We start from the raw sequence: 22,310 nt of genomic DNA on the forward strand, positions 1-22,310 counted from the left end.
AAAGTCGTCATGAGCAGCCATACCCGCACCCAGCGCCTGAGCGTCCCGCAACTGGTGGCCATGAAAGGCCGGCAGAAGATCGTTTCCCTCACCGCCTATACCAGCCACATGGCGCGGCTGATGGACCCCTTCGTGGATTTCATCCTGATCGGTGATTCCACCGCCATGGTCGGTTACGGGCGCACCTCGACCCTGGACATGAGCCTGGCGGAAATCATCGCCCACACCCGCGCGGTGGTGGCCGGCAGCCGCCTGGCCTGCGTGATTGCCGACATGCCCTTCGGCAGCTACCAGGAATCCCCGCAACAGGCCTACCGCAATTGCGCCGAGGTGATGGCCCGCACCGGTTGCGCCGCCCTCAAGCTGGAGGGCGGCCGGGCCCTGGCGCCCACCGTGGAGTTCCTGGTGCAGCGGGGCATTCCGGTGATGGCGCATATCGGCCTGATGCCGCAGTTCGTCAACCAGATGGGCGGGTTCAAGGCCCAGGGGCTCGACAGCGAGGCGGCCCGCAAGATCGAGGAAGATGCCCGGGCCCACCTCGAGGCCGGCGCCTTCAGCCTGTTGCTGGAAGGGGTTGCGGAGCCCCTGGCGCGGCGCATCAGCGACTTCTCGCCGATGCCGACCATTGGCATCGGCGCCTCCCCGGCCTGCGACGGCCAGGTACTGGTGACCGAAGACCTGCTGGGGCTGGGCGGGCCCCAGGTGCCGCGTTTCGTCAAGCAATACGCCGATGCCGGCGCCCTGATCAGCCAGGCCTGCGAACGCTTCGCCGCAGAGGTTCGGGAGCAGGCCTTTCCGCAGTTGCAGCATTGTTATGGGGTGGTTCAGGAAGCCTGACTCACCGCCCGCGCCAACTGCCCGAGGGGCCCTGGATATCCTTGCTCCAGTCCAGGGTGAAGCTCAGGCGCAGGTGCTGCTGCCACAAGCCCTGCTGGCTGAAGATCGCCCCCGGGGCGATGACGATGCCGTCGGCCAGCAGGCGCTCGTAGACCCGGGTCATCGGCACCGGGCGCCTGGCTTCGACCCACAAGGTCGCGCCGCCGGCGGCAAGCGGCGCATGCAACAGCCCGCCGGCCTGCTCGTCCAGCAGTTGCTGCAACTGCTTCATCCGCTGTTGCAGCATGCCCCGCAGTTTCAGCACGTGCTGGTCTACGCGACCGGAACTCAAGAGCCGGGCCACGGCCTTCTGGCGGATCGGCGACAGGCGAAAGCGCCGCTCCAGGCACTGGCGCTGCAAGGCCGGGCCCAGGCTGCGGCTCAGCACGTAGCTCAAGGGCGCCTCGGCGCCGATGGACTTGTCCAGGCTGGCGAACACCAGCAGGCGCTCGGGGTCGGCGAAATCCCGATAGCGAGCAGCGCCGGGCACGAAGCTGAATGCTCCGTAGCTGTCGTTCTCCAGCAGCCAGATCCCCCGCTCGGCGAACCAGCGGCACAGCTGCTGCTTGTCGGCGGCGGGCATCAGGCTGCCGTGGGGGATGTTCACCGTCGAGGAGAACACCGCCAGGCGCACCGGCTCGCGCTGAAGCAGCGCTTGCACCTGCTGCAGATCGAAGCGCCCGCCGGCATCCAGGGGCAGCTCGATAATCCGCAGGCGCGCCGCCCGCAACTGGCGCAGGATCGCCCAGGAACACGGGGACTCCACCAGCACCACGCCGCCGTCCAGGTCCAGCGCCCGCAACGCCAACTCCACCACGCTGTGCAGATCGGCCCCCAGGAACACCTGGTCGGCCTGCCAGTAGTCGCGGCTGGAGCAGGTGTAGCGCCGGGCCAGTTCGCTGCGCAGCTCCTGCTCGCCCAGGGGCTGGTACAGCGGTGCCTGGTTGCGCGGGTACTGGCGGGCCAGTTCGCGCTCGGTCATCAGCAAGGGTTGTTCCAGCGACAGCAGCATCGCCGGCGCATCGCTGCACAGCGCCAGGCGCCCCGGCAGGCGGGCCTGGGCATAGAGGTTGTCGAGCAGATCCTCACCGGCCTCGGGCACGGTCGCGGCGGCCAGGGCCCGGGTGAAATAGCCCTGGCGCGGCCGCGAACAGATGCGCCCCTCGTCTTCCAGCAGGGCGTAGGCGTACTTGATGGTGGACAGGGAAACCTTCAGCCGCTGTGCCAGTTCGCGCAATGACGGCAGGCGTTGCTCCTGATCGCTGGCGGCGTTGTCGATCCACTGCAACAGGTAGCGGTAGACCGCCTGATAGGCGAAAGACGGGTGGCGCTGCACCGCTTCAGTTGCCTTTGGCCATGGCGATCGCCGCCTGGATCGCCGCGCGGGCCTGGGGGCTGTTCTTCCAGCAACTGGAACCCACCAGGGCCGAAGCCTGGGTGACGATGTGCAGGGCATCGGCGGCGGCCAGCTGGGCCAGGGAAGTGATGCCCAGTTGTTCCAGGCGAGCGACCACGGTAGAACCGACACCCTTGACCTTGAGCAGTGCGGCGCGTTCTTCGGGGGAAAATGACATGGGCGTTGAGATCCTTTGCAGTCCGTGGCAATTGCCGCATTCTTGCACAGTTCTCGGCCGCCTCTGCCTGGGGCGGCCGACCTCCTTATAAACATAAGAAATCCGAGGTACTCACGTGGCCGCTGATATTCAAGATAGCCGCTCCGCCCGCTTTGCCCTGCGCTGCTCGAACTGGGCCGAACGCTGGTTTCCCGACTCCTGGGTGTTCGCCGCGCTGGCGGTGATCATCGTTGCCCTGGCCACGCTGGCCATGGGCGCCAAGCCCACCGATGCCGCGATGGCGTTTGGCGACGGCTTCTGGAGCCTGATCCCCTTCACCATGCAGATGGCCTTCGTGGTCATTGGCGGCTATGTGGTAGCCAGCTCGCCGCCGGCGGTGAAGCTGATCGACAAGCTGGCGCGCATTCCCAGGAACGGCCGCTCGGCGGTGGCCTGGGTGGCGCTGATTTCCATGGTCGCCTCCCTGCTCAACTGGGGCCTGTCCCTGGTGTTCGGTGGCCTGCTGGTGCGGGCCCTGGCCCGGCGTACCGAACTGCGCATGGACTACCGCGCCGCCGGCGCTGCCGCCTACCTGGGCCTGGGCGCGGTCTGGGCCCTGGGGCTGTCGTCTTCGGCGGCGCAGTTGCAGGCCAACCCCGGCAGCCTGCCACCGTCGATCCTGGCCATCACCGGGGTCATTCCCTTCACCCAGACCATCTTTCTCTGGCAATCCGGCGTCCTGCTGCTGGCCCTGGTGGTGGTCTCGCTGATCGTCGCCTACGCCACGGCGCCCGGCCCCGGCAGCGCCCGGGATGCCCAGGCCTGCGGGGTCGACCCGAGCTTCAGCATGCCCAAGCCGCAACCCCGGACCCGCCCTGGCGAATGGCTGGAATACAGCCCGCTGCTGACCCTTCTCCTGGCGCTGCTGGCGGCCGGCTGGCTGTATCACGAGTTCGCCACCAAACCGGCGATCACCGCGATCTCCGGGCTCAACACCTACAATTTCCTGTTTCTGATGGCCGGCGCCCTGCTGCACTGGCGCCCGCGCAGCTTCCTCGATGCCGTGGCCCGGGCAGTGCCCACCACCACCGGGGTGCTGATCCAGTTCCCGCTGTACGGCTCGATCGCCGCGCTGATGACCGTGGTCAAGGGCGTGGATGGCCAGACCCTGGCCCACCACATCTCGACCTTCTTCGTGCAGATCGCTTCCCACGACACCTACGCGCTGCTGATGGGGCTGTACTCAGCGGTGCTGGGCTTCTTCATTCCTTCGGGCGGCGGCAAGTGGATCATCGAGGCGCCCTACGTGATGCAGGTGGCCAATGACCTGCAGTACCACCTGGGCTGGGCGGTACAGATCTACAACGCCGCCGAGGCCCTGCCGAACCTGATCAACCCCTTCTACATGCTGCCGCTGCTGGGGGTGCTGGGCTTGAAGGCCCGGGACCTGATCGGCTTCTCCTTTGTCCAGTTGCTGGTGCATGCGCCCCTGGTGCTGGTGCTGCTCTGGGCCCTGGGGACCACCCTGTCCTACCTGCCGCCGGTCATTCCCTGACAGAGCCACAGGCCCGCTGCACAGCGGGCCTGTGGATAACGGCCCGCCGGCCCAATCGCAGATTTATCCAGGGCCCAGACAGCCAGGCCTTGCCGCATTCCTGTAGCCTTTGCGTCATATTCGGTTGTTACCGTGCGACCGAAATACTTTGTAACGAATCCTCAGAGAGCCGAGCAAGGAGCCGACATGAGCGACGATACCGACCTGCGCGACACCCCCGAATCCGCCACCGACCAGCCTGCCGATACCAGCCGCCGCCGCTTCCTAGGCGGCGTTGCGGTTCTGGGGGTCGGCGCCACCCTGAGCGCCTGCGGCCAGCCCGGCGAGCCAGGAGGCAAACCGCCGGTGGAACGCCCCTTGTCCCCGGCCGAACTGGACAAGGCGCTGCAGGAGCAGGTGAAGAACGTAGTGGTACTGTTCGCCGAGAACCGCAGCTTCAACAACCTGTTCGCCAACTTTCCCGGGGTGGAGAAACCGCTCTCGGCCCTCAAGCCCGAAGACTTCCAGCAGCGCGACCGCGACGGCAACCTGTTGCAGAAACTGCCGCCGATCTGGGGTGGCATTCTCCAGGTGGGCCCGCAGACCCTGGACGGCATCACCTACCCGGTGGAAACCCAGTTCCAGGAAAACCTGCCCAATGCCCCCTTCGCCCTCAAGGGGCCCAGTGGCGAGGACCTGCCCCTGGGCCTGGTGACCCGCGACCTGTGGCACGTGTTCTACCAGAACCAGATGCAGATCAACGGCGGCAAGAACGACAGCTTCGTGGCCTGGGCCGACTCCGGCGCCCTGACCATGGGCCACTACGCCCAGACCCGCTACTCCCTGCGCCTGTGGGACGTGGCTCGGGAGTTCGTGCTCTGCGACAACTTCTTCCAGGGGGCATTCGGTGGCTCGTTCCTCAACCACCAGTACCTGATCAGCGCCAAGGTGCCGTTCTACCCCGATGCCGCCAACTCGGTGGCCAAGTCGCAGATCGCCACCCTGCAGGGCGACGACCCCAAGGGCACCCGCCTCAAGCCCCTGGACAAGTCCCCGGCCAGTGCCATGGACGGCGCTCCGCAGTTCGGTCCCAGCGCCCTGACCCCGGACGGTTACGCGGTCAATACCATGGCCCCGCCCTACTGGCCGACCTGGATCCGCGACCCGGAGCGCCCGGACTATGCCAAGCCCGACCTGCCCAGCGTTCTGGTGCCACAAACCCACGAGCACATCGGCGACAAGCTGTCGAAGAAGAACGTCGACTGGGCCTGGTACGGCGGTGCCTGGCAGGCGACCCTGGAGCAGTTCAAGGATTCCGGCGGGATTCCCAAGATCCCCAACTTCCAGTACCACCACCAGCCCTTCAACTACTTCGTGCGCCAGGGCCCGGAAAACCCCGCCGAACGGGCCAAGCGCCTGCGCGACGGCGGCCTGGGCGATGAGTCGAGCACCAACAAGTTCTTCGCCGATGCCGAGGCCGGCAAGCTGCCGGCGGTGACCTTCTACAAACCCCAGGGCAACCTCAACCTGCACGCCGGCTATGCCGATGTGGCCGCCGGCGACCGGCATATCGACCGGGCATTGAAAGTGCTGCGGGAAAGCCCGCAGTGGAAAAACATGGTGGTGATCGTCACCGTTGACGAAAACGGCGGCTGGTGGGACCACGTGGCACCGCCCCAGGGCGACCGCTGGGGCCCGGGCACGCGGATTCCGGCGCTGGTGGTATCGCCGTTCGCCCGCAAGGGCACGGTGGACCACACGGTCTACGACACCGCCTCGATCCTGCGGCTGATCACCCGGGTGTTCCAGCTGGAAACCCTGGACGGCATCAAGGAACGTGACCAGGCCATGATCGCCCGGGGCCAGAAGCCCATGGGCGACCTGACCAACGCCCTGCACTTCACGGCCTGACCCCGGCCGGGCCCGCAACGGGCCCACCTGCCACCGCAGAACCGAAACCCAAGCCCGGCTTCGGTTCTGCGGCACCGGCACAAATGATAGCCATATAACATCACCTACTTTACCCATCCACCCGGCGGGTAATATCCTGCGCGCCACCTATTTGTTTCATCTGTTTTCCGATTGGAAAGGGAGTTCGTCGTCATGATCGTAGGTATCGACCTGGGGACCACCAACAGCCTGGTCGCGGTCTGGCGCGAAACCGCCAGCGAGCTGGTGCCCAATGCCCTGGGCGAACTGCTGACCCCCAGCGTGGTGGGCCTGGACGACGAAGGCCGGATCCTGGTGGGGCAAGCCGCCAGGGAGCGCCTGCACACGCACCCGCAGCTCACCACGGCGCTGTTCAAGCGCTATATGGGCAGCGCCACCGAAGTGCGCCTGGGGGAACGTACCTACCGCCCCGAAGAACTCTCGGCCCTGGTGCTCAAGAGCCTCAAGGAAGACGTTGAGCGGGCCTATGGCGAACCGGTGGAGGAAGCGGTGATCAGCGTGCCAGCCTACTTCAGCGATGCCCAGCGCAAGGCCACGCGGATTGCCGGCGAACTGGCCGGGCTCAAGGTGGAAAAACTGATCAACGAACCCACCGCCGCAGCCCTGGCCTACGGCCTGCACCAGCGTGACCGGGAAACCTCGTTCCTGGTCTTCGACCTCGGTGGCGGCACCTTCGACGTGTCGATCCTGGAGCTGTTCGACGGGGTCATGGAAGTCCGCGCCAGCGCCGGCGACAACTTCCTCGGCGGCGAGGACTTCGACAACCTGCTGCTGGAACACTTCCTCGAACAGCAGGCCCAGGCCGCGGGCTTTCCCGAACGCCAGAGCGTGCTCCAGGCACTGCGCCGGGAAGCCGAGCGCGTGCGCCGCGCCCTCGGCCAGGAGCCCAGTGCCGAATTCAGCCTGCGGGTCGATGGCCGGCAATGGACCCAGACCATCACCCAGGCGCAACTGGCCAGCCTCTATGCGCCGCTGCTGGAACGCCTGCGGGCGCCCATCGAACGCGCCCTGCGCGATGCACGGATCCGCGTCAGCGACCTGGATGAAATCCTCCTGGTGGGCGGCGCCACCCGCATGCCCCTGGTGCGCAAGCTGGCGGCCGGGCTGTTCGGGCGCTTTCCCTCCATCAGCCTCGATCCCGACCAGGTGGTGGCCCAGGGCGCGGCGGTCCAGGCGGCCCTCAAGGCACGCTCGGCGGCCCTGGAAGAAGTGGTGCTGACCGACGTCTGCTCCTACACCCTGGGGATCGAGACCTCCCAGCAATACGGCAACCAGATCGAGAGCGGGCACTACCTGCCGATCATCGAGCGCAACAGCGTGGTGCCGGTAAGCCGGGTCAAGACCGTGCAGACCTTGCATGACAACCAGGAGCAGGTGCTGCTGAAGATCTTCCAGGGCGAAAGCCGCCTGGTGCGCGACAACGTCGCCCTGGGCCAGCTGGAAATGCGCGTGCCCAAGCGCCCCGCCGGCGAAGTCTCGCTGGACGTGCGCTTCACCTACGACATCAACGGCCTGCTGGAAGCCCAGGTGAGCATCCCGCTGACCGGGGAAAGCCATTCCCTGGTGATCGAAAACAACCCCGGCGTGCTGACTCCGGAAGAAATCCAGGAGCGCCTCAAGGCCCTGGCGCAATTGAAGATTCACCCCCGCGACCAGCAGGTCAACACGCTGCTCAGCGCCCGACTGGAACGCCTGTATCAGGAGAGCCTGGGGGAGTTGCGCGAACAGATCGGCTATTGGGCCGGGCAATTCCAGCAAGTGCTGGAAACCCAGGACGAGCGCAAGATCCGCGAAGTGCGCAGCCAGCTCAGTGAACAGCTGCAACACCTGGAAAACGGCCACTGGCACTGAGGAGCGGCAACATGGATTGCTGGTCCCTGCTGGAGTTGCCCGAGGACGCCGACGAACGCAGCATCAAGCGCAGCTATGCCCGGCAGTTGAAGATCACCCGTCCGGACGAGGATGCCGAAGGCTTCCAGCGCCTGCGTGAAGCCTATGAGCGGGCGCTGCAACTGGCCCGCTGGCGGGAAGAGATCGCGGATGAAGTCGCGGTGATCCAGACCGCCTCCACTAAGGCACCGCCCCCGGACAACCTGCAGGCCTGGTCGGGCCTGATAGAGATGGACGCGGCCGCCCCGCGGCCAACGCCGAGGGGCCCTTCCCAGGCCCAGCAATGGGCCAGCCTGCTTGAAGACGTCCCGCTGTCCGTCGAACCGCTGGCGGACTGGGTCCCGCCCGCCCCGCAGGATCCCGCCCCCCTACCCGCTCCAGCCACTAGCGCATTGCCGCTGCTCAAGGGGCTGAGCGTCGAGAACCTGCCAGAGCGCTGGCAACAGGCTCGGCAGGAGGGTTGCGAGAACGATTTCCTGCAGCGCCTGCTGGTGGCGTGCTGCGCCCACCCCGAGCAATACGCCGCGATCATCGGCTGGGCCGCCGAGCATCTGGACTGGCTGACACCCTGGCAACAACCGCCCATGGAGGCCTGGCAAGAGGCATTCCTGGTCAAGACGCTGTTGCAGGAATACCGCCGGACGCTGGAAGCGTTGCTGCAAGCCGGCCAGGAGCGGGCCTTCCTCGAACGCCTGACGAGCTACTGCGCACAACCCTGGCTGCGGATCTTCGATCATCGCCAGAACTGGCAGCATGAAATGCTGCAGTTGCTGCAGCAGCAAGCCTGGCAGGTACCCTTGTTCGATCGGGTATGCCAGTTGTTCGGCTGGGACGAAAGCCGTGGCAACACCCCTGAACCGGCGTGGCTCTGGCAGTCGCTGATCGAGCGCTGCCAGCAGGAGGCCTTCTATCAGAAGCTGCTGGCCAACGCCGGGGAACCCGGCGAAGCGACGCCGGACGTTGCCGCGGCTCGCCTGCTGCTGAACCCCATGCCCCGACGTCGCCAGGTCGCCCTGACCCGGCACTTCGAAGACGAACATTGGCAGGCCTGCATGGAGCTGTCGCAGACCCTGGCCTCGCGTTTCCCGGCGCTGCTGGAGCGGCTGCCTCGCAGCGATGTGTTTTTCTGGCAGAACCTGATGCCGCGTCCGCAGGGCGTGGACAGCTGGATCAGGTCAGGGGTCGCCATGGGGTTGGCCCTGAGCCTGTACTTCATGAACAAGCCTCAACACAGCAAAGAACTTGCAGTGATGATGGGGCTGTTCTGTGGGGGTGTCCTGGCGATTTTCGGGCTGATCCTGCTCAACACCTGGGCCCCTGCGATCGCCCGCCTGCTGGCCATCGACCTGTGGTTGAGCGAGCGCCTGGTGCCCAAGCGCCTGAATCCGCACCAGCACTGGCTGGTGCTGCGCCACGGGGTGCCGCAAGCGGTCATGCTGGGCCTGTTCGGCTATTGGCTGGGGGCCCTGGGGATACTGGCCTACCTGGGCTTTGTGCTGATCGGCCTGCTGCATTCGCGGCGCATCGGCCAGCCGGACCCGGATTTCTGTGCCCGCAGCCCCTGGCTGGGCGCCTTGCACTGGAATCACTTCAGCCCCTGGCAGCCGATCTATCTGGTCGTCATGATCGTGGTCATCCGGGTCTGTCAGCTCCATGCCCCGGGGTTTCCCTGGACGCGCCTCATGCCTGGTTGAACCCTGCGCGGCCGGGGCAATGGATATTTTTTCACTCCCGGCTGTTTCTCCGCTCGGTGCTGTTTCAGTATGTCCTGCCCCCCCCTTCGAAGGGGTTCACGCTGAAAAGGATCTGAGCATGTTCAAATTCGCAGGAATGACCCTGGCGCTGACCGCTGCTGCCCTGAGCGCGACGGCACAGGCCGATGTCGAAGTCGATCTGGGCAGCCCCCAGCGCGTCACCCAACTCTTCGCCTACCCCAACAACTGCAACGTGATCTGCTATCGCAACTGGACCCTGGAGGAGACGGTGGCTCACTACCTGACCCAGAGCGTGCAGCGTGACGGCTACAGCGCTGCAAAAGTCAGTGTCAAGACCACCGGCGACAAGGTCCTGGCCTCCATCAGCGGTGTGCCGGACGGCTACGACAAGCCCCTGAGTGCCCTGCTGGATGCCGGCGACCTGGCCTACAAGGGCGCCAGCCAGCTCAATGCCGATGGCAAATGGGCCTACAGCTGGTACCTGTTCCTGCCCCTGGGCATGGCCCTGGAAAACCGCAAGAGCGTCGAGCTGCTGCACTTCCCGCCGGACTATTCATTGACCCAGGCCCAGGACTATCTGGAGTCGGCCACCACCGACCGCTGGGCAACCCTGTTGACGGCCAACGGCATCGCCGCCGAGCAGACCCCGGCCTACCAGACCATCGTCGACATCGCGCCGATTGCCGCGCCATCGAGTGCCGGCAAGGACCTGGAGGGAGTCTACAGCTACTTCAACAGCTACCAGACCAGCATGGTCAGGCAGGTCAGCCAGAGCACCAGCGGCGCGGCCCTGCCGATGGTGGCCTTCGGCGCACCGGTGCGCAATTGGCTCAAGCAGCAGTACGGGGTCACGGTGAATGTGCTGGGCCTGGCACAGATCAGCCCCAGCGAGGGGGTCAAGGTGCCGGTGCTGGGCTCCAACCACCCGAGCTATATCTGGTACGCGGCAGACCCGGCGAACTACGACGATGACCAGGCCAAGGCCGATGCCGCGGGTTTGAAAGTGATGGGCCAGGACCTGAGCGCGGCCTGCTGGCAGGCCGGCATGGGCAGCAAGCCGGGGACGGACCCGAGCACCCTGCTCGGCAGTTGCACCCAGACCTGGCAGGTGACGCAGAAAGTGCAGACCTGCGAGCTGTTCTACACCTCGGTGCGCAAGCTGAGCGAGCAGCAAGCCGCGGCCAAATGCACCAGTGCACCGGTCAAGACCCAGCTCAACCAGCTCAAGGCCCCGGCACCGGCGCCAAGCACCGAGGTACCGCACCTCTGAGCCGGCCGCTCAACCTGTAGCCGCTGCCGCAGGCTGCGATCGACCCGCAGGGTCGCGGTGCTCTGACAGAGCCCGCAAGCCTGCGCCCTATCGCCGCCTGCGGCCAGCGACGATCAGACCGCGCCCACCGGACGCAGCCGATACTGCGGCGGCAACTGCTCGAAGCCGCTGATGGTGGCGTTCAGGCTCTTCCAGCGACCGTCCTTGATGCCGTAGATGCAACCGTGGATCGACAGGCTCTGCCCGCGATGCCAGGCGTTCTGCACGATGCTGGTATGGCCGACGTTGGCCACCTGCTGGATCACGTTCAGCTCGCACAGACGGTCGACCCGCTCTTCTTCCGTGGGCAACTGCCCCAGCGCTTCACGGTGCTCGTAGTACAGGTCGCGGATCGAACGCAGCCAGCCGTCGATCAGGCCCAGCTGGCGATCCTGCATAGAGGCGCGCACGCCGCCACAGCCGTAGTGGCCGGTAACCAGGATGTGCTTGACCTTGAGTACATCCACCGCGTACTGGATCACCGACAGGCAATTGAGGTCGGTGTGCAGTACCACGTTGGCCACGTTGCGGTGCACGAACAGATCGCCCGGCAGCATGCCGACGATCTCGTTGGCCGGCACCCGCGCGTCCGAACAGCCGATCCACAGGTATTCCGGGGTCTGCTGGCGAGCCAGTTTGGAGAAGAAGTCCGGATCTTCCTGCTTGATCGCTTCGGCCCAACGCTCGTTGTTATCAATCAGATCTTGTAGTTCGTTCATGCTGTGAAGCCTCAAGAATGATGCGCTGCTTTGACAGACGGCCGCCCGTCGAGGTCACGCCTATTGCTACAGATACCGGCCATCCCTTGCGGGGGAATCTTCAGGGGCATGCAAGGGTCCACCCTTTATCCAGTCCCGAAGTATGAGTAATCGCCATGAACGAATCACGACGCCCCTACAACGCCCCCCAGCCCGAACCCATCGACGACGATCAGGACCGCATGGGCTCCATGGAGGAGCTGCATTTCGATGACGACGAACCCGCCGCCCGCGCCAGCAACCGCGTCACGGACGACGGTGCAAGCGATGATGACCTGAGCCCGGAAACCCTGATCCGCGAAGACGGTGCCCGCTCCGCCCATGAGGCCGGTGCCGACAAACCGGCCGACTGGGACCTGAGTATTGTCGAAGAAGAGAACATTGGTGGCGGCAATGGCCTGGATGAAGCCGAACTGGCCCGCCGCGACCCGCTGGACGGCAAGCCCTGAGCCCTGCACCGCATTCAATGACGCGCTCTCCCGCAGGAGCCGGCTTGCCGGCGAAGAGGCCCTCAAGCCGTGCATCGCCCCGAATGGCGCCTTCGCTGGCAAGCCAGATCCTGCAGCGGCCCGCGTGCAGTTAAAGGCTCAGTCGACCAGCGTGCAGGCCATGACCAGGGCGTCTTCGCGACCGCCTACCGCCGGGTAGTAGTCGCGGCGGCGCCCCACTTCATTGAAGCCATAACGCTCGTATAACCGATAGGCGGTCTGATTGCTGGAGCGCACTTCCAGGAAACACTCCCGGGCGTCCTTCTGGTAGGCGCGCTTCATCAGCTCTTCCAGCAACCGCAGGCCCAGGCCGCGGCCCTGGCTTTCCGGCTTGACAGTGATGTTCAGCAGATGCGCTTCGTCGATGATCACCTGGATCACCCCGTGGCCCACTTGCTGGCTGCCTTCGAACATCAGCCAGACCTCGTAGGACTTGAAGGCATCCATGAAAATGCCCCGGGTCCAGGGGTGGCTGAACGCCGCATATTCGATTTTCAGGATGCTATCCAGGTCCGCTTCGGTGGCCAGGCGGAAGGTCAACGCGTCACTCATTGGTCATTTTGCTCATCAGTGCTTTTCCAGCGCGTCATCAAGCGACGCATGGCTTGCCAGACATCAGCCTTACGCTGTGGCTCTTCCATCAATAGTTCCAGGCCAGGCAGGGCCCAGGCCGAACCCAGGCCTTCGACCTGGAGTTCGCGGTTGTAGGATTCGGCATTCGCCTCGCCGGCAAATCGCACCGCCGGCAGGCCGATCAGCCACAGACAGACACAGGGTTCCTGCTCGATCCGCACGCCGACAAAGGCCTGGACGAAATCCCGCGCAGCCTCGGGGCCCTGGTCCAGGTTGCCCCGGGTCAGCATCGGCCAGCGCACCGGCTCGGCGAGGATCTGCGGGCTGTCCGGCAGGCCGGCGGCGCGCAGCATGTCCTTGAGCAACAGGTAGGCCGGGTCGCGGCTCTGGAAGGCTTCGCCTGTGGGTAACTCCACCAGCAGCAGGCAACGGCCGGCGCGCAGCAACTGCAGGGCAAAACGCGGCGGCGGTACCACCGGGGCCTTGACCACCGGGGCCGGGGCCTCTTCGCCCTCGGTCGGCGCCTTGCTGGCTGGGCGCGCAGGGGCGGTGGAGGGGCGCGGCACCTCGATCTTCGGCCGTTCGACGTTCCTTGCCGCCGGCGCCGCGGGGGCCTTGGCCTCGACCACAGGGGCAGGCGGCGCCTCCACCTCCGGTTCCGGCAGGGCCAGCAACTCGGGGCGCGAAGGGGCGGCAAAGGGCAATTCGCTGCGCGGCAGCCAACTGACCACCTGCATGGCGGACAGATAAGCGCGACGACGGGACTCGATAAGCAAAGGTCGGCCACTTGTGGATAACTGAGGTGGGGGATTCTACCGTCCTTCGCCGAAGATCGCCCGCAGTTGATTGCGCACAAAAGCGACTGTCCGTCTCATACCTGGACCTGGGGGTGAATCGTCAGCCCCCTGATGCAGTACAATCGCCGCTTTTCATTGCCAACCAGCCGGCCATTCCGATGATCGAACCCAAGCGCGTCTTGCGCGCCCTCGCCGAACACTGGGCACTTCTGGAGCCGCTGTGCGAGCACTTCGACCAAGGCACCCTGAGTCTTGCCGAACTGCGTTCACAGCTGTCTGCCCAACAACTGGACAGCACGCCCCAGGACATCACCCACCTGCTGGATGTATGGATACGCCTGGACATCCTGGTCCCGGTGGCGAAAAGCCCGAACCGTTTCGAGCTCAATGCGCAGATCCACGACTTCCTCGCCTACCTGCGCCGTGAGCACCGCCTGGGCCTGTGCCTGGAAATCGAAGCCTACCTGCGCCACCTCGAGCGCCTGGCCGGTTACATCCAGGACGCCTTCGACGTGCGCGACGGCAACGACCTGGCGCGCCAGCTGCGGCTGCTGGACATGCGCGTGCGCGATGTCCTGAAGAAGCTCGCCAACGACGAACAGGCCCTGGTGGCCGTGGCCGAGCGGGCCAAGACCAGCGACCGGCAGATCCCCCTGCGCCAGCGCTATGCCGAGGTGCTGGCCACCTGGGACGAATACGTTGAACCGATGATCCAGCTGGTGAACGCCGACGGCGCCTTCGAACAGGGCGTGCGCAAGGTGGAGAACGTCCTGCTGCGCATGCTCACCGAACAGCAGCGCCTGGGCCACCTGGTGGACGACGACATGCTGCTGCGCACCCACGCGCGGATCCTGGAAATGCAGACCAGCGCCCAGCTGACCCTGCGCCATGCCCGGGAACTGCTGCTGCCGCTGCGTGAGGAGGCGCGCCGTCATAACGCCGTGACCCGCGGCGCGGCCCTGGCCCTGTCGGCCATCCGCCGCAAGGGCATCGACGCCGTGCCCCAGGCCGCCATGCCGATGTTCACCCGTCCGCAAAGCACCTTCCTCGGCAGCTCCGGCCAGGTGGAAGCCTATGTCTACGCCCTGGCCCGCTTCGAACCCAAGCCCGCGCGCTTCCCCAAGGCCCACAAGACCCACAAGGGCTTGGCCCCCAAGGCACCGCGCACGGTCCGGGAAATGCTCGAGCGCTGCGAAGACGCCCTGCCGATGCCGGACCTGATGAGCTGGCTGCTGGACCAGGAGCCCGATGGCGCCACCGACGAACTGCTGTACTGGTTCTCGCGCCTGTCCCGGGAAAAACGCTTCAAGCGCGAGCGCCTCGAACGCCGCGACTACCACACCCAGGAGCACCAGGTCAGCCTGCGCTCCTTCGCCCTGCTCTCGGCCCGCGATGACGCCGCCGAGCATTCTGCGAGCAACGCCAATGCATCTTGATCTTTCCGAACTGTCCCAGCTGGCGCCGATCTTCCGCGAGCTGTTCAAGGGTTACCACGTCAGCCGCCGCGACCCGGAGCTGTACGCCCAACTGTCGAACTTCCAGGACCAGTACCGCACCCTGTTCAAGGCCCTGGGCTTCGAGCTGGTGTGCGATACCCGCGGCTTCTACTACTTCGTGCCGGACAACGCCGCCGCCCAGGTGAACAAGACCGCCCAGCGCCTGGCGCTGTTCACCTTCATCCTGGTGGAGCACCTGGCCGACCAGGGCCGCGACCCGATCGCCGTGCTCGACGGCGGCAGCCTGGGCCGCGACGAACTGCCGTCGCTGCTGGAAAAATACCGCGACCTGTTCATCCAGGCCGAAGTGCAGACCCAGGAAGAGCTGGAAGAGAAAATCATGCGCCGCATGACCCAGCTGGGTTTTGCCGCCGAGGAACCGGGGATCTATCGCTTCCTGCCGCCGATGCACCGCTTCCTCGATGTCTGCCTGTCGGTGCAGCAGGACCGCGACCTGGCCGCCAGCCTGCACAGCGTGCTGCCGTTGCCGACCCCGGTGCTGGTGGACAACGACAGCGACGAGAAACTGCTGCAGACCGATGACCCGCTGGACCTGAGCGAATTCGACGAGTCCGAAGAAAGTGAAGAAGACGCGCTGGCCCGAGCCATCGCCGAAGAACAGGAGCTCGACGCATGAGCAAGGAACGCTACGGCATCCGCCGCTTCGCCCTACTGAACACCGCCGGCTACAGCCTCGGCCTGTTCCCCCTGGAAGAGCCGCTGTCGGTGTACGGGGCCAACAACCTGGGCAAGTCGGCATCCATCAACGCCCTGCAATTCCCGATCCTGGCACGCATGTCGGACATGAGCTTCGGCAAGTACAGCCTGGAACAATCCCGGCGCTTCTACTTCGCTTCCGACACCAGCTACATCCTGGTGGAAGTCTCGCTGCCCCACGGCCCTCATGTGATCGGCGTGGTCGGGCGCGGCCCGGGCGGCGGTTTCGGTCACCAGTTCTTCGCCTACGCCGGGCAGCTGGACCTGGCGCATTACCAGAAGGACGACACCTGCCTGCGGCAGAAAGAGCTGTTCACCAACCTGGAGCGCCAGGGCCTCAAGGCCTATGAGCTCAAGCCCGATGAACTGCGGCGCCTGCTGGTGGGCGGCCATACGTCGATCCCCCTGGACCTGACCCTGATTCCGCTGCGCTCCACCAGTGAACAGAGCCTGAAGACCTTCCGTGCGCTGTTCATCAACCTGCTGCACATGCGCGAGATCACCGCGGCCAAGCTCAAGCAGCTGTTCCTCGATGCCTTCGAGCACAGCCTGCGCTCCGGTAGCGTCGACTACATCGCCGCCTGCGACGAAGCCTTCCGCGATGTGCGGCGCATGGAGCAGGACTACAACTCCCTGGTGGCCGCCGGCCCCCTGGTGGAAGCCCTGGCCAACGGCGTGAAGCAGCGGGACATTCTGCGGGGCAAACTGCATCGCCTGTCGCCACTGCTGGATTCGCTGCTGGGCACCTGGTCGGACTACGCCGGCGCCCGCAAGGAAGAGCTGACCATCCAGGCCGAGCATTACCGCAACGAGCAGGACGCGCTGCAGAACGACCAGCGCAGCAGCACCCAGGAAATGATGCGCCTGGAGCGGGAAATCACCGGCACCCAGCGCTGGCTGGGTGAGCTGTCGGTGCTCAAGCACCGCTTCGCCCTGGTGGATGACGTCAAGGTCCTGGAACAGCAACTGCTGGCGGCCAAGGATGCTCACGACGAACTGGCCGGCGCCCTGGCCCAGTCCCGGCAATTCTCCGCCGAAGACCTGGAGGAGCGCCTGCGGGACCTGGAAAAACGCCTGAAGTCGGTGAAACAGCAGCTCGATCATGCCGACAACAACAGCTACGCCCGCCTGCGGGAAGAGTTCTCCCAGCAGGACGTGGAACGCCTGATGCGCCTGTTCAACAGCGCGCTGTTCAGCCTGCCCCTGGGCGAGCATGGCATTGCCCTGGACGACAACGGCGAGTGGGTGAAGTCGGTGGAGCTGATCCTCGACGGCTTCAAGGGCGAGCGTTTCGAAGTGCCGGGGCTGTCGATCGACATCTCCCACATCGAACCGCCAGCCTTGCAGGCCCTGGCCGACCGCGCCGCCCTGCGGGATCAGAAAGAACGCCTGGAAAAAGAGCTCAAGCAGCTCAAGACCCAGGCCGCCGTGGCCGCCGACCGCGCCGCGAGCAAGACCCAGACCGAAGCCCTGTACCAACAGGTACTGGATGCCCAGAAGGCCCTGGAAGACTTCCGCCGCGCTCAGACTCTGAGCGCCGAGGAAGGCGAGAAGCTGGAGCAGCTGGCACAGATGGAGGCCGCCCAGGACGAACTCAAGCGCTCCAGCGACGCCTTCACCGAGCGCGTCCAGCAGTTGTCCGCCAAGCTGCAACTGGTGGGCCGGCAGATCGCCGACATGGAAGCCAAGCAGCGCACCCTGGACGACGCTCTGCGTCGCCGTCAGCTGCTGCCGGCAGACCTGCCCTTCGGCACGCCGTTCATGGACCCGGTGGACGATTCCATGGACAACCTGCTGCCATTGCTCAACGACTACCAGGACAGCTGGCAGGGCTTGCAGCGGGTCGACGGGCAGATCGAGGCGCTGTATGCCCAGGTGCGCCTCAAGGGCGTGGCCAAGTTCGACAGTGAGGATGACGTCGAGCGGCGCCTGCAGCTGCTGATCAACGCCTATGCCCACCGCACCGACGAAGCCCTGACCCTGGGCAAGGCGCGCCGCGCCGCGGTCACCGATATCGCCCGGACCCTGCGCAATATCCGCAGCGACTACGACAGCCTGGAACACCAACTGGCGCTGTTCAACCGCGAGATCAACAAGCGCCAGGTGTCCAACCTGCAGAGCTTCCGCATCGTCCTGGCGCCGAACAAGGAAGCCCTCAAGCACATCGACCAGATCATCCACAGCGCCGGGCAATACGAAGAAGGCGAGACCCTGTCGGTGTTCGACCTGAGCCAGAGCGCCGAGCAGGACAACAAGAACGAAGAAGCCAAGGAGTACCTGGCGCGGCTGGTGGCGGCCAACCACAACCAGCTGGGCCTCAAGGACCTGTTCGAACTGGCGTTCGAGATCACCAAGGTCAACGGCCAGCCGGTCATCCACACCGACATCGATGGCGCGGCGTCCAACGGCACCACCATGACCATCAAGGCGCTGACCAACATGTACCTGTTGCTGCACTTGATGGACCGCGACCAGGCCGGGCGCATCCGCCTGCCTTACTACCTCGACGAGGCGGCGGACATCGACGAGCGCAACCAGGCGGCGCTGCTGGAAACCAGCCTGCAACTGGGCTTCGTGCCAATCCTGGCCAGTGTGAAGCCCCAGGTTTCGGCCCAGGTGGCCATCGACCTGGAAGGTGGCAGCGGACCGAACGGCATCTACATCGACGAGGCCGACTGGAAGTTCATCCGTCGTCACGATCAGGTCAAGGCCGTGCTGAACGCAGAGCCGGAAGCAGAAGCGGAGCTGGACGAAGTCTGATTTCGTAACGCTGCAACGAAAAAGGCCGCGCTCTTCCGAGCGCGGCCTTTTTTATGGGAAAGCTGTTGTAGGAGCTGGCTTGCCAGCGAAGGCGTCCTCTGGCGCGACGCAGGGCAGAGGGCCTCTTCGCCGGCAAGCCGGCTCCTACAGGAAGGTTATTTGCCCAGGGGGATCTTCGGTGCCCAGGTCAGCCATTCCTCTTCGAACTTGTCGAACAGCGGGAAGGTCTGCTGAGGCCGCGCCGGGTTGCCCATGCGCTCGCCATCCGGCGTCGCGAAGGCAATCCCCCCCTGGATCAGGGTCTCCAGGGATTCGGTACGCACCGTCGCCCCCTTGAACAGGCCAAAGTCGACACCAAATCCACTGCTGTTCCAGAAGCGTGTACCACTGCGAACCAGCGGTGCGTACTTGGGTTCGATGAGGATGTGGATCAGTACCCGATCGGCCGTCTGGCCCAGCTCGTAACCGGTCACCTTGCCCACCGCCACTTCGCGGTAGGTTACCGGCACTCCGACTTTCAGCGAGCCACGCCGAGCAGCGCTCAACACCAGGCTCAGGCCGGCTTCCTGAACGCTGGCTTCCGGCGGTTGCGGCAAGGCGACAAAACTGGTCTGCACGCCCTGGCTCTTCGTCGCAGGCTGGACCTCGATGTATTGGCCGGTGACCAGGGTTTCCAGGTTCGAGGTCTTCATCAGGCCCAACTCCGGCTTGACCACCCAGAACTGGCTGCCGACCCGGGCGATGCGCTCGGGCACTTCGGTGATCCGCGCCTTGAGCATGACCGATTGCATGTCGGCGCTGAGGGTCACTTCTTCCAGCTTGCCCACGTCCAGGCCCTTGAAGCGTACAGGCGTGCCGGCCCGCAAGCCGTCGGCGCGATCAACCTTGATGCTCACCAGGGTGCCGCGCTGCGCCGCCTCCTCCTGGTTGGCGAACAGGCGGAAACGTGGAATGCGCTTTTTCAGCGGCACGTTGGGCAGCGGGGTCTCGAAGGCGATGCCACCCGCCATCAGGCTTTGCAGCGACTCGCTCTTGATCTGGATACCACCGGTCAGGCCCCCGGTCAGGGTGATGCCACTGACGTTCCAGAAGCGCGTCGAACCGTTGACCAGGCCTTCATATTCCTTCTCGATGTGGACGCCGATCACCAGTTGCTTGCGGGTGTGGGAGAACTGGTAGCTCTGCACCGACCCGACCTTGACCTGTTTATAGAGAATCGGGCTGCCGACATCCAGGGACCCCAGGTTGTCGGTGAACAGCACCATGTGCAGGCCGGGGGCACGCAGGTCCAGCGGCGGGGCCTTGGCCCGGGCCTCGAACTCGCGCTGGGGCGCAGCGCCCTTGTCACCGGGACGGATAGCGATGTAGTTACCCTTGACCAGGGCCTCAAGACCGGTGATGCCGGCCAGGGAGATCGAAGGCTTGACGGTCCAGAACTGGGTGCCCTGGACCAGGTAATCCTCGGCCAGGGGATCGAGAGTCAGCTCGGCGGTGGCGCTGCTCAGGTCGGAGTCGACCTTCAGGGCTTTCAGGCTGCCCACCTGGATGCCCTTGTACATCACCGGGGTGCGCCCGGCCTGCAGGCCTTCGAAATCGGTGAGCTTGACCTTGACGCGGATCCCGGCCTGGGCGGCGTCGAAGTCCTCATACAGACGGAACGGCAGGCTTGGGTCGGTGGGCGGGCTGTCCTTGCGATTCTCCGGCGTGGCAAAGGCGATCCCCCCGGCGACGATGCTGGACAGGGACTCGCTGCGTACTTTTACCCCGGACAGGTTGGCGTCGATGCTGATGCCGCTAGCGTTCCAGAAACGTGTGTGTTTGCGCACCAGATTGGCATAGGTGGGCTCGATATAGACCTTGAGCTCTACCGTGTTCTGGTCTTCGGAGAGCAGGAAGCTCTTGATCTGGCCAACCTGGATCTGCTTGTAGAACACCGGGCTGCCACGGTTCAGCGACCCCAGGCGCTCGGCCTTGATGGTCAGGTGCAGGCCCGGTTTGGCATCAGATAAAGGAGGCTCTTCGGCCAGGGCCTTGAACTTGCGACTCGGCTCGCCATCCCCGGGGCTGACGGCGATGTAGTTGCCTGAGACCAGGGTTTCCAGGCCGGTGATCCCGGCTAGGCTGACACTGGGTTTGACCAGCCAAAAGCGGGTGTTGGTCTTCAGGTACTGTTCGACGTCCTTGTTCATCTCGACCGTGGCAATCACTCCCTTGGAGTTGCCCTCATCGTCCAGAGCCAGGGTCTTGACCTTACCTACGGGCATGCCCTTGTAGACCACTTCAGTCTTGTTGGCCTGGATCCCCTCGCCGCTTTCAAAGCGCAACTGGATCTCGATACCGGTCTGGCTGTAGGCACGCCAGCCCAGCCAGCCGCCGATGATCAGGGCAATCAGGGGCAATACCCAGATAGCCGACCAGTTGGAGGCCGGGCGGGTTTTGGCGGTAGGCAAATCACTCATGGTCGTCGTCCGACTCCGTGTTATCCCAGATCAGTCGGGGATCGAAAGTTACTGCAGCCAGCATGGTCAGAATCACCACGCTGGCAAAGGCGACCGCACCGAGATTGGCCTCGATGCTGGCCAGCCGGCCAAAGTTGACCACCGCCACCAGGATGGCGATGACAAAGATATCCAGCATCGACCAGCGGCCGATGAACTCGATAAAGCGGTACATGATGATCCGCTGTCGGGCCGAGAGCGGCTGGTGACGTTGCACCGAAAACAACAACAGGGCGATGCCCACCAGCTTGAAGGTGGGCACCAGGATACTGGCGACGAACACCACCGCAGCGATGGGAAACATGCCGTGCTGCACCAGCTGGATGACCCCGGACATGATGGTGCTGGGGTCACCCTGGCCCAGGGAACTGACGGTCATGATCGGCAGCACGTTGGCCGGGATGTAGAGGATCGCGGCGGTGAGCAGCAACGCCCAGGTGCGCAGTATGCTATTGGGGCGGCGAGGATGAACCATGGCCCCGCAGCGAGTGCAGGTCTGCTCTTCGCTGTCAGCCTCCTGCCGATTCAACTCGTGGCATTCAGTACAGATCAGAATGCCTGCCTCAATCGCCCGCATGTATGTCCTCTCCCGATAACGCTTGCCAGATCTGGTGAGGCGACATCACCACCTCCAGCCAGACCTGCACCAACAACAGACTGATAAAACACACCAGGCCCAGGCCCACGGTAATGGATGCCATGTCGGCCAACTTGACGATGGCCACCAGCACCCCCATCAGGTAGACCTCGAGCATGCCCCAGTCGCGCAGATGGTGATAAATGCGATAGAGCAGCAGGCCGTAACTGCGGCCGATGTCCCAACGAATACTCAGCAGGACTAAAAGCTGGCAAATCAACTTGAGCAGGGGAATGCCCATACTGCACAGGAACACCACCACCGCCACGCCTTCCATACCGGTGTCGAACAGCCCCTGCACACCGCTCCAGACCGTGTCTTCGGAAGACTGTCCCAGTAGATTGAGCTGCATGATGGGTAGAAAGTTCGCCGGCACATAGAGCAACAAGGCCGCGATCACCAGGGCCAGGCTGCGTTCGACCACATTGTGCCGGTGCGCGTAGAGCTCATAGCCACAACGCGGGCACTGGGCTTTCTCACCGAGGGCGAGCTTGGGCTTGCGCATCAACAAGTCGCATTCATGGCAGGCAACCAGGTCGTCCAGTGGTAATTCTGACAACCCGGGGGCGTCAACCGGTTCTGGCATAGAAGGCTCTGGGAGTGGAGAAAGTAACGGTTATTCTAGTGTTCCAATCCGAAAATAACTGTGCAAATTTGTTTGCGAATAAGAGCAATTTTTTTGCGCGCAAAAACAAAACCCCAACTGCATGTGCAGTTGGGGTTTCGGAATTTAATCTTGACGATGACCTACTCTCACAT

At 64.7% G+C, this 22,310-nt stretch carries 17 protein-coding genes and 1 pseudogene; 10 read left to right on the plus strand and 8 right to left on the minus strand.

Features of this window, described 5'->3' with window-relative positions:
• Positions 1-9 precede the first annotated feature (9 nt).
• A complete protein-coding gene (gene panB / locus AC1RMG_RS17410) occupies positions 10-837 on the plus strand; it encodes a 3-methyl-2-oxobutanoate hydroxymethyltransferase (protein WP_011063469.1) in 828 nt (275 codons plus the stop codon).
• Here panB and AC1RMG_RS17415 read toward each other — a convergent pair.
• Both AC1RMG_RS17415 and AC1RMG_RS17420 read right to left on the minus strand, forming a co-directional pair.
• Positions 825-2,212 (minus strand): annotated as a pseudogene (locus AC1RMG_RS17415) (aminotransferase-like domain-containing protein). The gene panB and the pseudogene AC1RMG_RS17415 overlap by 13 nt on opposite strands.
• Before the next feature lie 4 nt (positions 2,213-2,216).
• Positions 2,217-2,450: a hypothetical protein gene (locus tag AC1RMG_RS17420; RefSeq protein WP_041774476.1), complete on the minus strand. Its 234-nt coding sequence runs from the start codon at positions 2,448-2,450 to the stop codon at positions 2,217-2,219.
• 115 nt (positions 2,451-2,565) lie between these two features.
• Between AC1RMG_RS17420 and AC1RMG_RS17425 the strand changes: the two genes are divergently transcribed.
• From AC1RMG_RS17425 to AC1RMG_RS17445, 5 genes are all read left to right on the plus strand, one after another.
• Positions 2,566-3,984, plus strand: coding sequence for a short-chain fatty acid transporter (locus AC1RMG_RS17425; protein ID WP_011063472.1), 1,419 nt, complete (start codon positions 2,566-2,568; stop codon positions 3,982-3,984).
• 186 nt (positions 3,985-4,170) lie between these two features.
• Positions 4,171-5,874 (plus strand): acid phosphatase, encoded by a 1,704-nt coding sequence (locus AC1RMG_RS17430; protein ID WP_015637036.1) that lies wholly within the window; start codon positions 4,171-4,173, stop codon positions 5,872-5,874.
• Between the two features lie 192 nt (positions 5,875-6,066).
• Positions 6,067-7,764 carry a molecular chaperone HscC gene (locus tag AC1RMG_RS17435; protein WP_011063474.1) on the plus strand — a complete coding sequence of 566 codons (1,698 nt, stop codon included), beginning with the start codon at positions 6,067-6,069 and terminating at the stop codon, positions 7,762-7,764.
• 11 nt (positions 7,765-7,775) lie between these two features.
• Positions 7,776-9,497 (plus strand): J domain-containing protein, encoded by a 1,722-nt coding sequence (locus AC1RMG_RS17440; protein WP_493169699.1) that lies wholly within the window; start codon positions 7,776-7,778, stop codon positions 9,495-9,497.
• 118 nt (positions 9,498-9,615) lie between these two features.
• Positions 9,616-10,788 (plus strand): hypothetical protein, encoded by a 1,173-nt coding sequence (locus AC1RMG_RS17445; protein ID WP_053160064.1) that lies wholly within the window; start codon positions 9,616-9,618, stop codon positions 10,786-10,788.
• A 113-nt stretch (positions 10,789-10,901) separates the two neighbouring features.
• On the opposite strand, the gene can is transcribed toward AC1RMG_RS17445, so the two are convergent.
• On the minus strand, positions 10,902-11,546 hold the full coding sequence (gene can, locus AC1RMG_RS17450) for a carbonate dehydratase (RefSeq protein ID WP_011063477.1): 645 nt from the start codon (positions 11,544-11,546) through the stop codon (positions 10,902-10,904).
• 155 nt (positions 11,547-11,701) lie between these two features.
• On the opposite strand from can, the gene AC1RMG_RS17455 reads away from it, so the two are divergent.
• The gene (locus AC1RMG_RS17455; RefSeq protein WP_011063478.1) at positions 11,702-12,034 is read left to right on the plus strand and encodes a hypothetical protein; all 333 of its coding nucleotides are present in this window, start codon (positions 11,702-11,704) and stop codon (positions 12,032-12,034) included.
• Positions 12,035-12,172: 138 nt separating this feature from the next.
• Here the strand turns inward: AC1RMG_RS17455 and rimI are convergent, their stop codons facing one another.
• Both rimI and AC1RMG_RS17465 read right to left on the minus strand, forming a co-directional pair.
• Entirely contained in the window at positions 12,173-12,625 is a 453-nt protein-coding gene (rimI, locus tag AC1RMG_RS17460) for a ribosomal protein S18-alanine N-acetyltransferase (RefSeq protein WP_011063479.1), read from the minus strand.
• Positions 12,622-13,422 (minus strand): hypothetical protein, encoded by an 801-nt coding sequence (locus AC1RMG_RS17465; protein WP_015637039.1) that lies wholly within the window; start codon positions 13,420-13,422, stop codon positions 12,622-12,624. The genes rimI and AC1RMG_RS17465 overlap by 4 nt, the downstream gene beginning before the upstream one ends.
• Positions 13,423-13,601: 179 nt before the next feature.
• Here AC1RMG_RS17465 and mksB point away from each other — a divergent pair, with 179 nt between their 5' ends.
• From mksB to mksF, 3 genes are read left to right on the plus strand one after another with little or no spacing between them, the layout of a single operon-like run.
• Positions 13,602-14,879, plus strand: a complete 1,278-nt coding sequence (gene mksB / locus AC1RMG_RS17470; protein ID WP_493169713.1) for an Mks condensin complex protein MksB — start codon at positions 13,602-13,604, stop codon at positions 14,877-14,879.
• Positions 14,869-15,576, plus strand: coding sequence for an Mks condensin complex protein MksE (mksE, locus tag AC1RMG_RS17475; RefSeq protein WP_015637041.1), 708 nt, complete (start codon positions 14,869-14,871; stop codon positions 15,574-15,576). Before mksB ends, mksE begins: the two co-directional genes overlap by 11 nt.
• On the plus strand, positions 15,573-18,416 hold the full coding sequence (gene mksF / locus AC1RMG_RS17480) for an Mks condensin complex protein MksF (RefSeq protein ID WP_015637042.1): 2,844 nt from the start codon (positions 15,573-15,575) through the stop codon (positions 18,414-18,416). The genes mksE and mksF overlap by 4 nt, the downstream gene beginning before the upstream one ends.
• 155 nt (positions 18,417-18,571) lie before the next feature.
• On the opposite strand, the gene AC1RMG_RS17485 is transcribed toward mksF, so the two are convergent.
• The 3 genes from AC1RMG_RS17485 to AC1RMG_RS17495 are packed head-to-tail and all read right to left on the minus strand — an operon-like array spanning position 18,572 to position 22,137.
• Entirely contained in the window at positions 18,572-20,875 is a 2,304-nt protein-coding gene (locus AC1RMG_RS17485; protein ID WP_011063484.1) for a PqiB family protein, read from the minus strand.
• The gene (locus tag AC1RMG_RS17490; protein ID WP_015637044.1) at positions 20,868-21,491 is read right to left on the minus strand and encodes a paraquat-inducible protein A; all 624 of its coding nucleotides are present in this window, start codon (positions 21,489-21,491) and stop codon (positions 20,868-20,870) included. The genes AC1RMG_RS17485 and AC1RMG_RS17490 overlap by 8 nt, the downstream gene beginning before the upstream one ends.
• On the minus strand, positions 21,478-22,137 hold the full coding sequence (locus AC1RMG_RS17495; RefSeq protein ID WP_015637045.1) for a paraquat-inducible protein A: 660 nt from the start codon (positions 22,135-22,137) through the stop codon (positions 21,478-21,480). Before AC1RMG_RS17495 ends, AC1RMG_RS17490 begins: the two co-directional genes overlap by 14 nt.
• Positions 22,138-22,310 lie beyond the last annotated feature (173 nt).

This window comes from Pseudomonas sp. GW822-FHT04H02, assembly GCF_058800645.1.

Bases quoted from the DNA above. Each gene is read 5' to 3' on its own strand.
- panB (WP_011063469.1), top strand. From the start codon at position 10: ATGAGCAGCCATACCCGCACCCAGCGCCTGAGCGTCCCGCAACTGGTG.
- AC1RMG_RS17420 (WP_041774476.1), bottom strand. From the start codon at position 2,450: ATGTCATTTTCCCCCGAAGAACGCGCCGCACTGCTCAAGGTCAAGGGT.
- AC1RMG_RS17430 (WP_015637036.1), top strand. From the start codon at position 4,171: ATGAGCGACGATACCGACCTGCGCGACACCCCCGAATCCGCCACCGAC.
- AC1RMG_RS17435 (WP_011063474.1), top strand. From the start codon at position 6,067: ATGATCGTAGGTATCGACCTGGGGACCACCAACAGCCTGGTCGCGGTC.
- AC1RMG_RS17440 (WP_493169699.1), top strand. From the start codon at position 7,776: ATGGATTGCTGGTCCCTGCTGGAGTTGCCCGAGGACGCCGACGAACGC.
- AC1RMG_RS17445 (WP_053160064.1), top strand. From the start codon at position 9,616: ATGTTCAAATTCGCAGGAATGACCCTGGCGCTGACCGCTGCTGCCCTG.
- can (WP_011063477.1), bottom strand. From the start codon at position 11,546: ATGAACGAACTACAAGATCTGATTGATAACAACGAGCGTTGGGCCGAA.
- AC1RMG_RS17455 (WP_011063478.1), top strand. From the start codon at position 11,702: ATGAACGAATCACGACGCCCCTACAACGCCCCCCAGCCCGAACCCATC.
- rimI (WP_011063479.1), bottom strand. From the start codon at position 12,625: ATGAGTGACGCGTTGACCTTCCGCCTGGCCACCGAAGCGGACCTGGAT.
- mksB (WP_493169713.1), top strand. From the start codon at position 13,602: ATGATCGAACCCAAGCGCGTCTTGCGCGCCCTCGCCGAACACTGGGCA.
- mksE (WP_015637041.1), top strand. From the start codon at position 14,869: ATGCATCTTGATCTTTCCGAACTGTCCCAGCTGGCGCCGATCTTCCGC.
- mksF (WP_015637042.1), top strand. From the start codon at position 15,573: ATGAGCAAGGAACGCTACGGCATCCGCCGCTTCGCCCTACTGAACACC.
- AC1RMG_RS17485 (WP_011063484.1), bottom strand. From the start codon at position 20,875: ATGAGTGATTTGCCTACCGCCAAAACCCGCCCGGCCTCCAACTGGTCG.
- AC1RMG_RS17490 (WP_015637044.1), bottom strand. From the start codon at position 21,491: ATGCGGGCGATTGAGGCAGGCATTCTGATCTGTACTGAATGCCACGAG.
- AC1RMG_RS17495 (WP_015637045.1), bottom strand. From the start codon at position 22,137: ATGCCAGAACCGGTTGACGCCCCCGGGTTGTCAGAATTACCACTGGAC.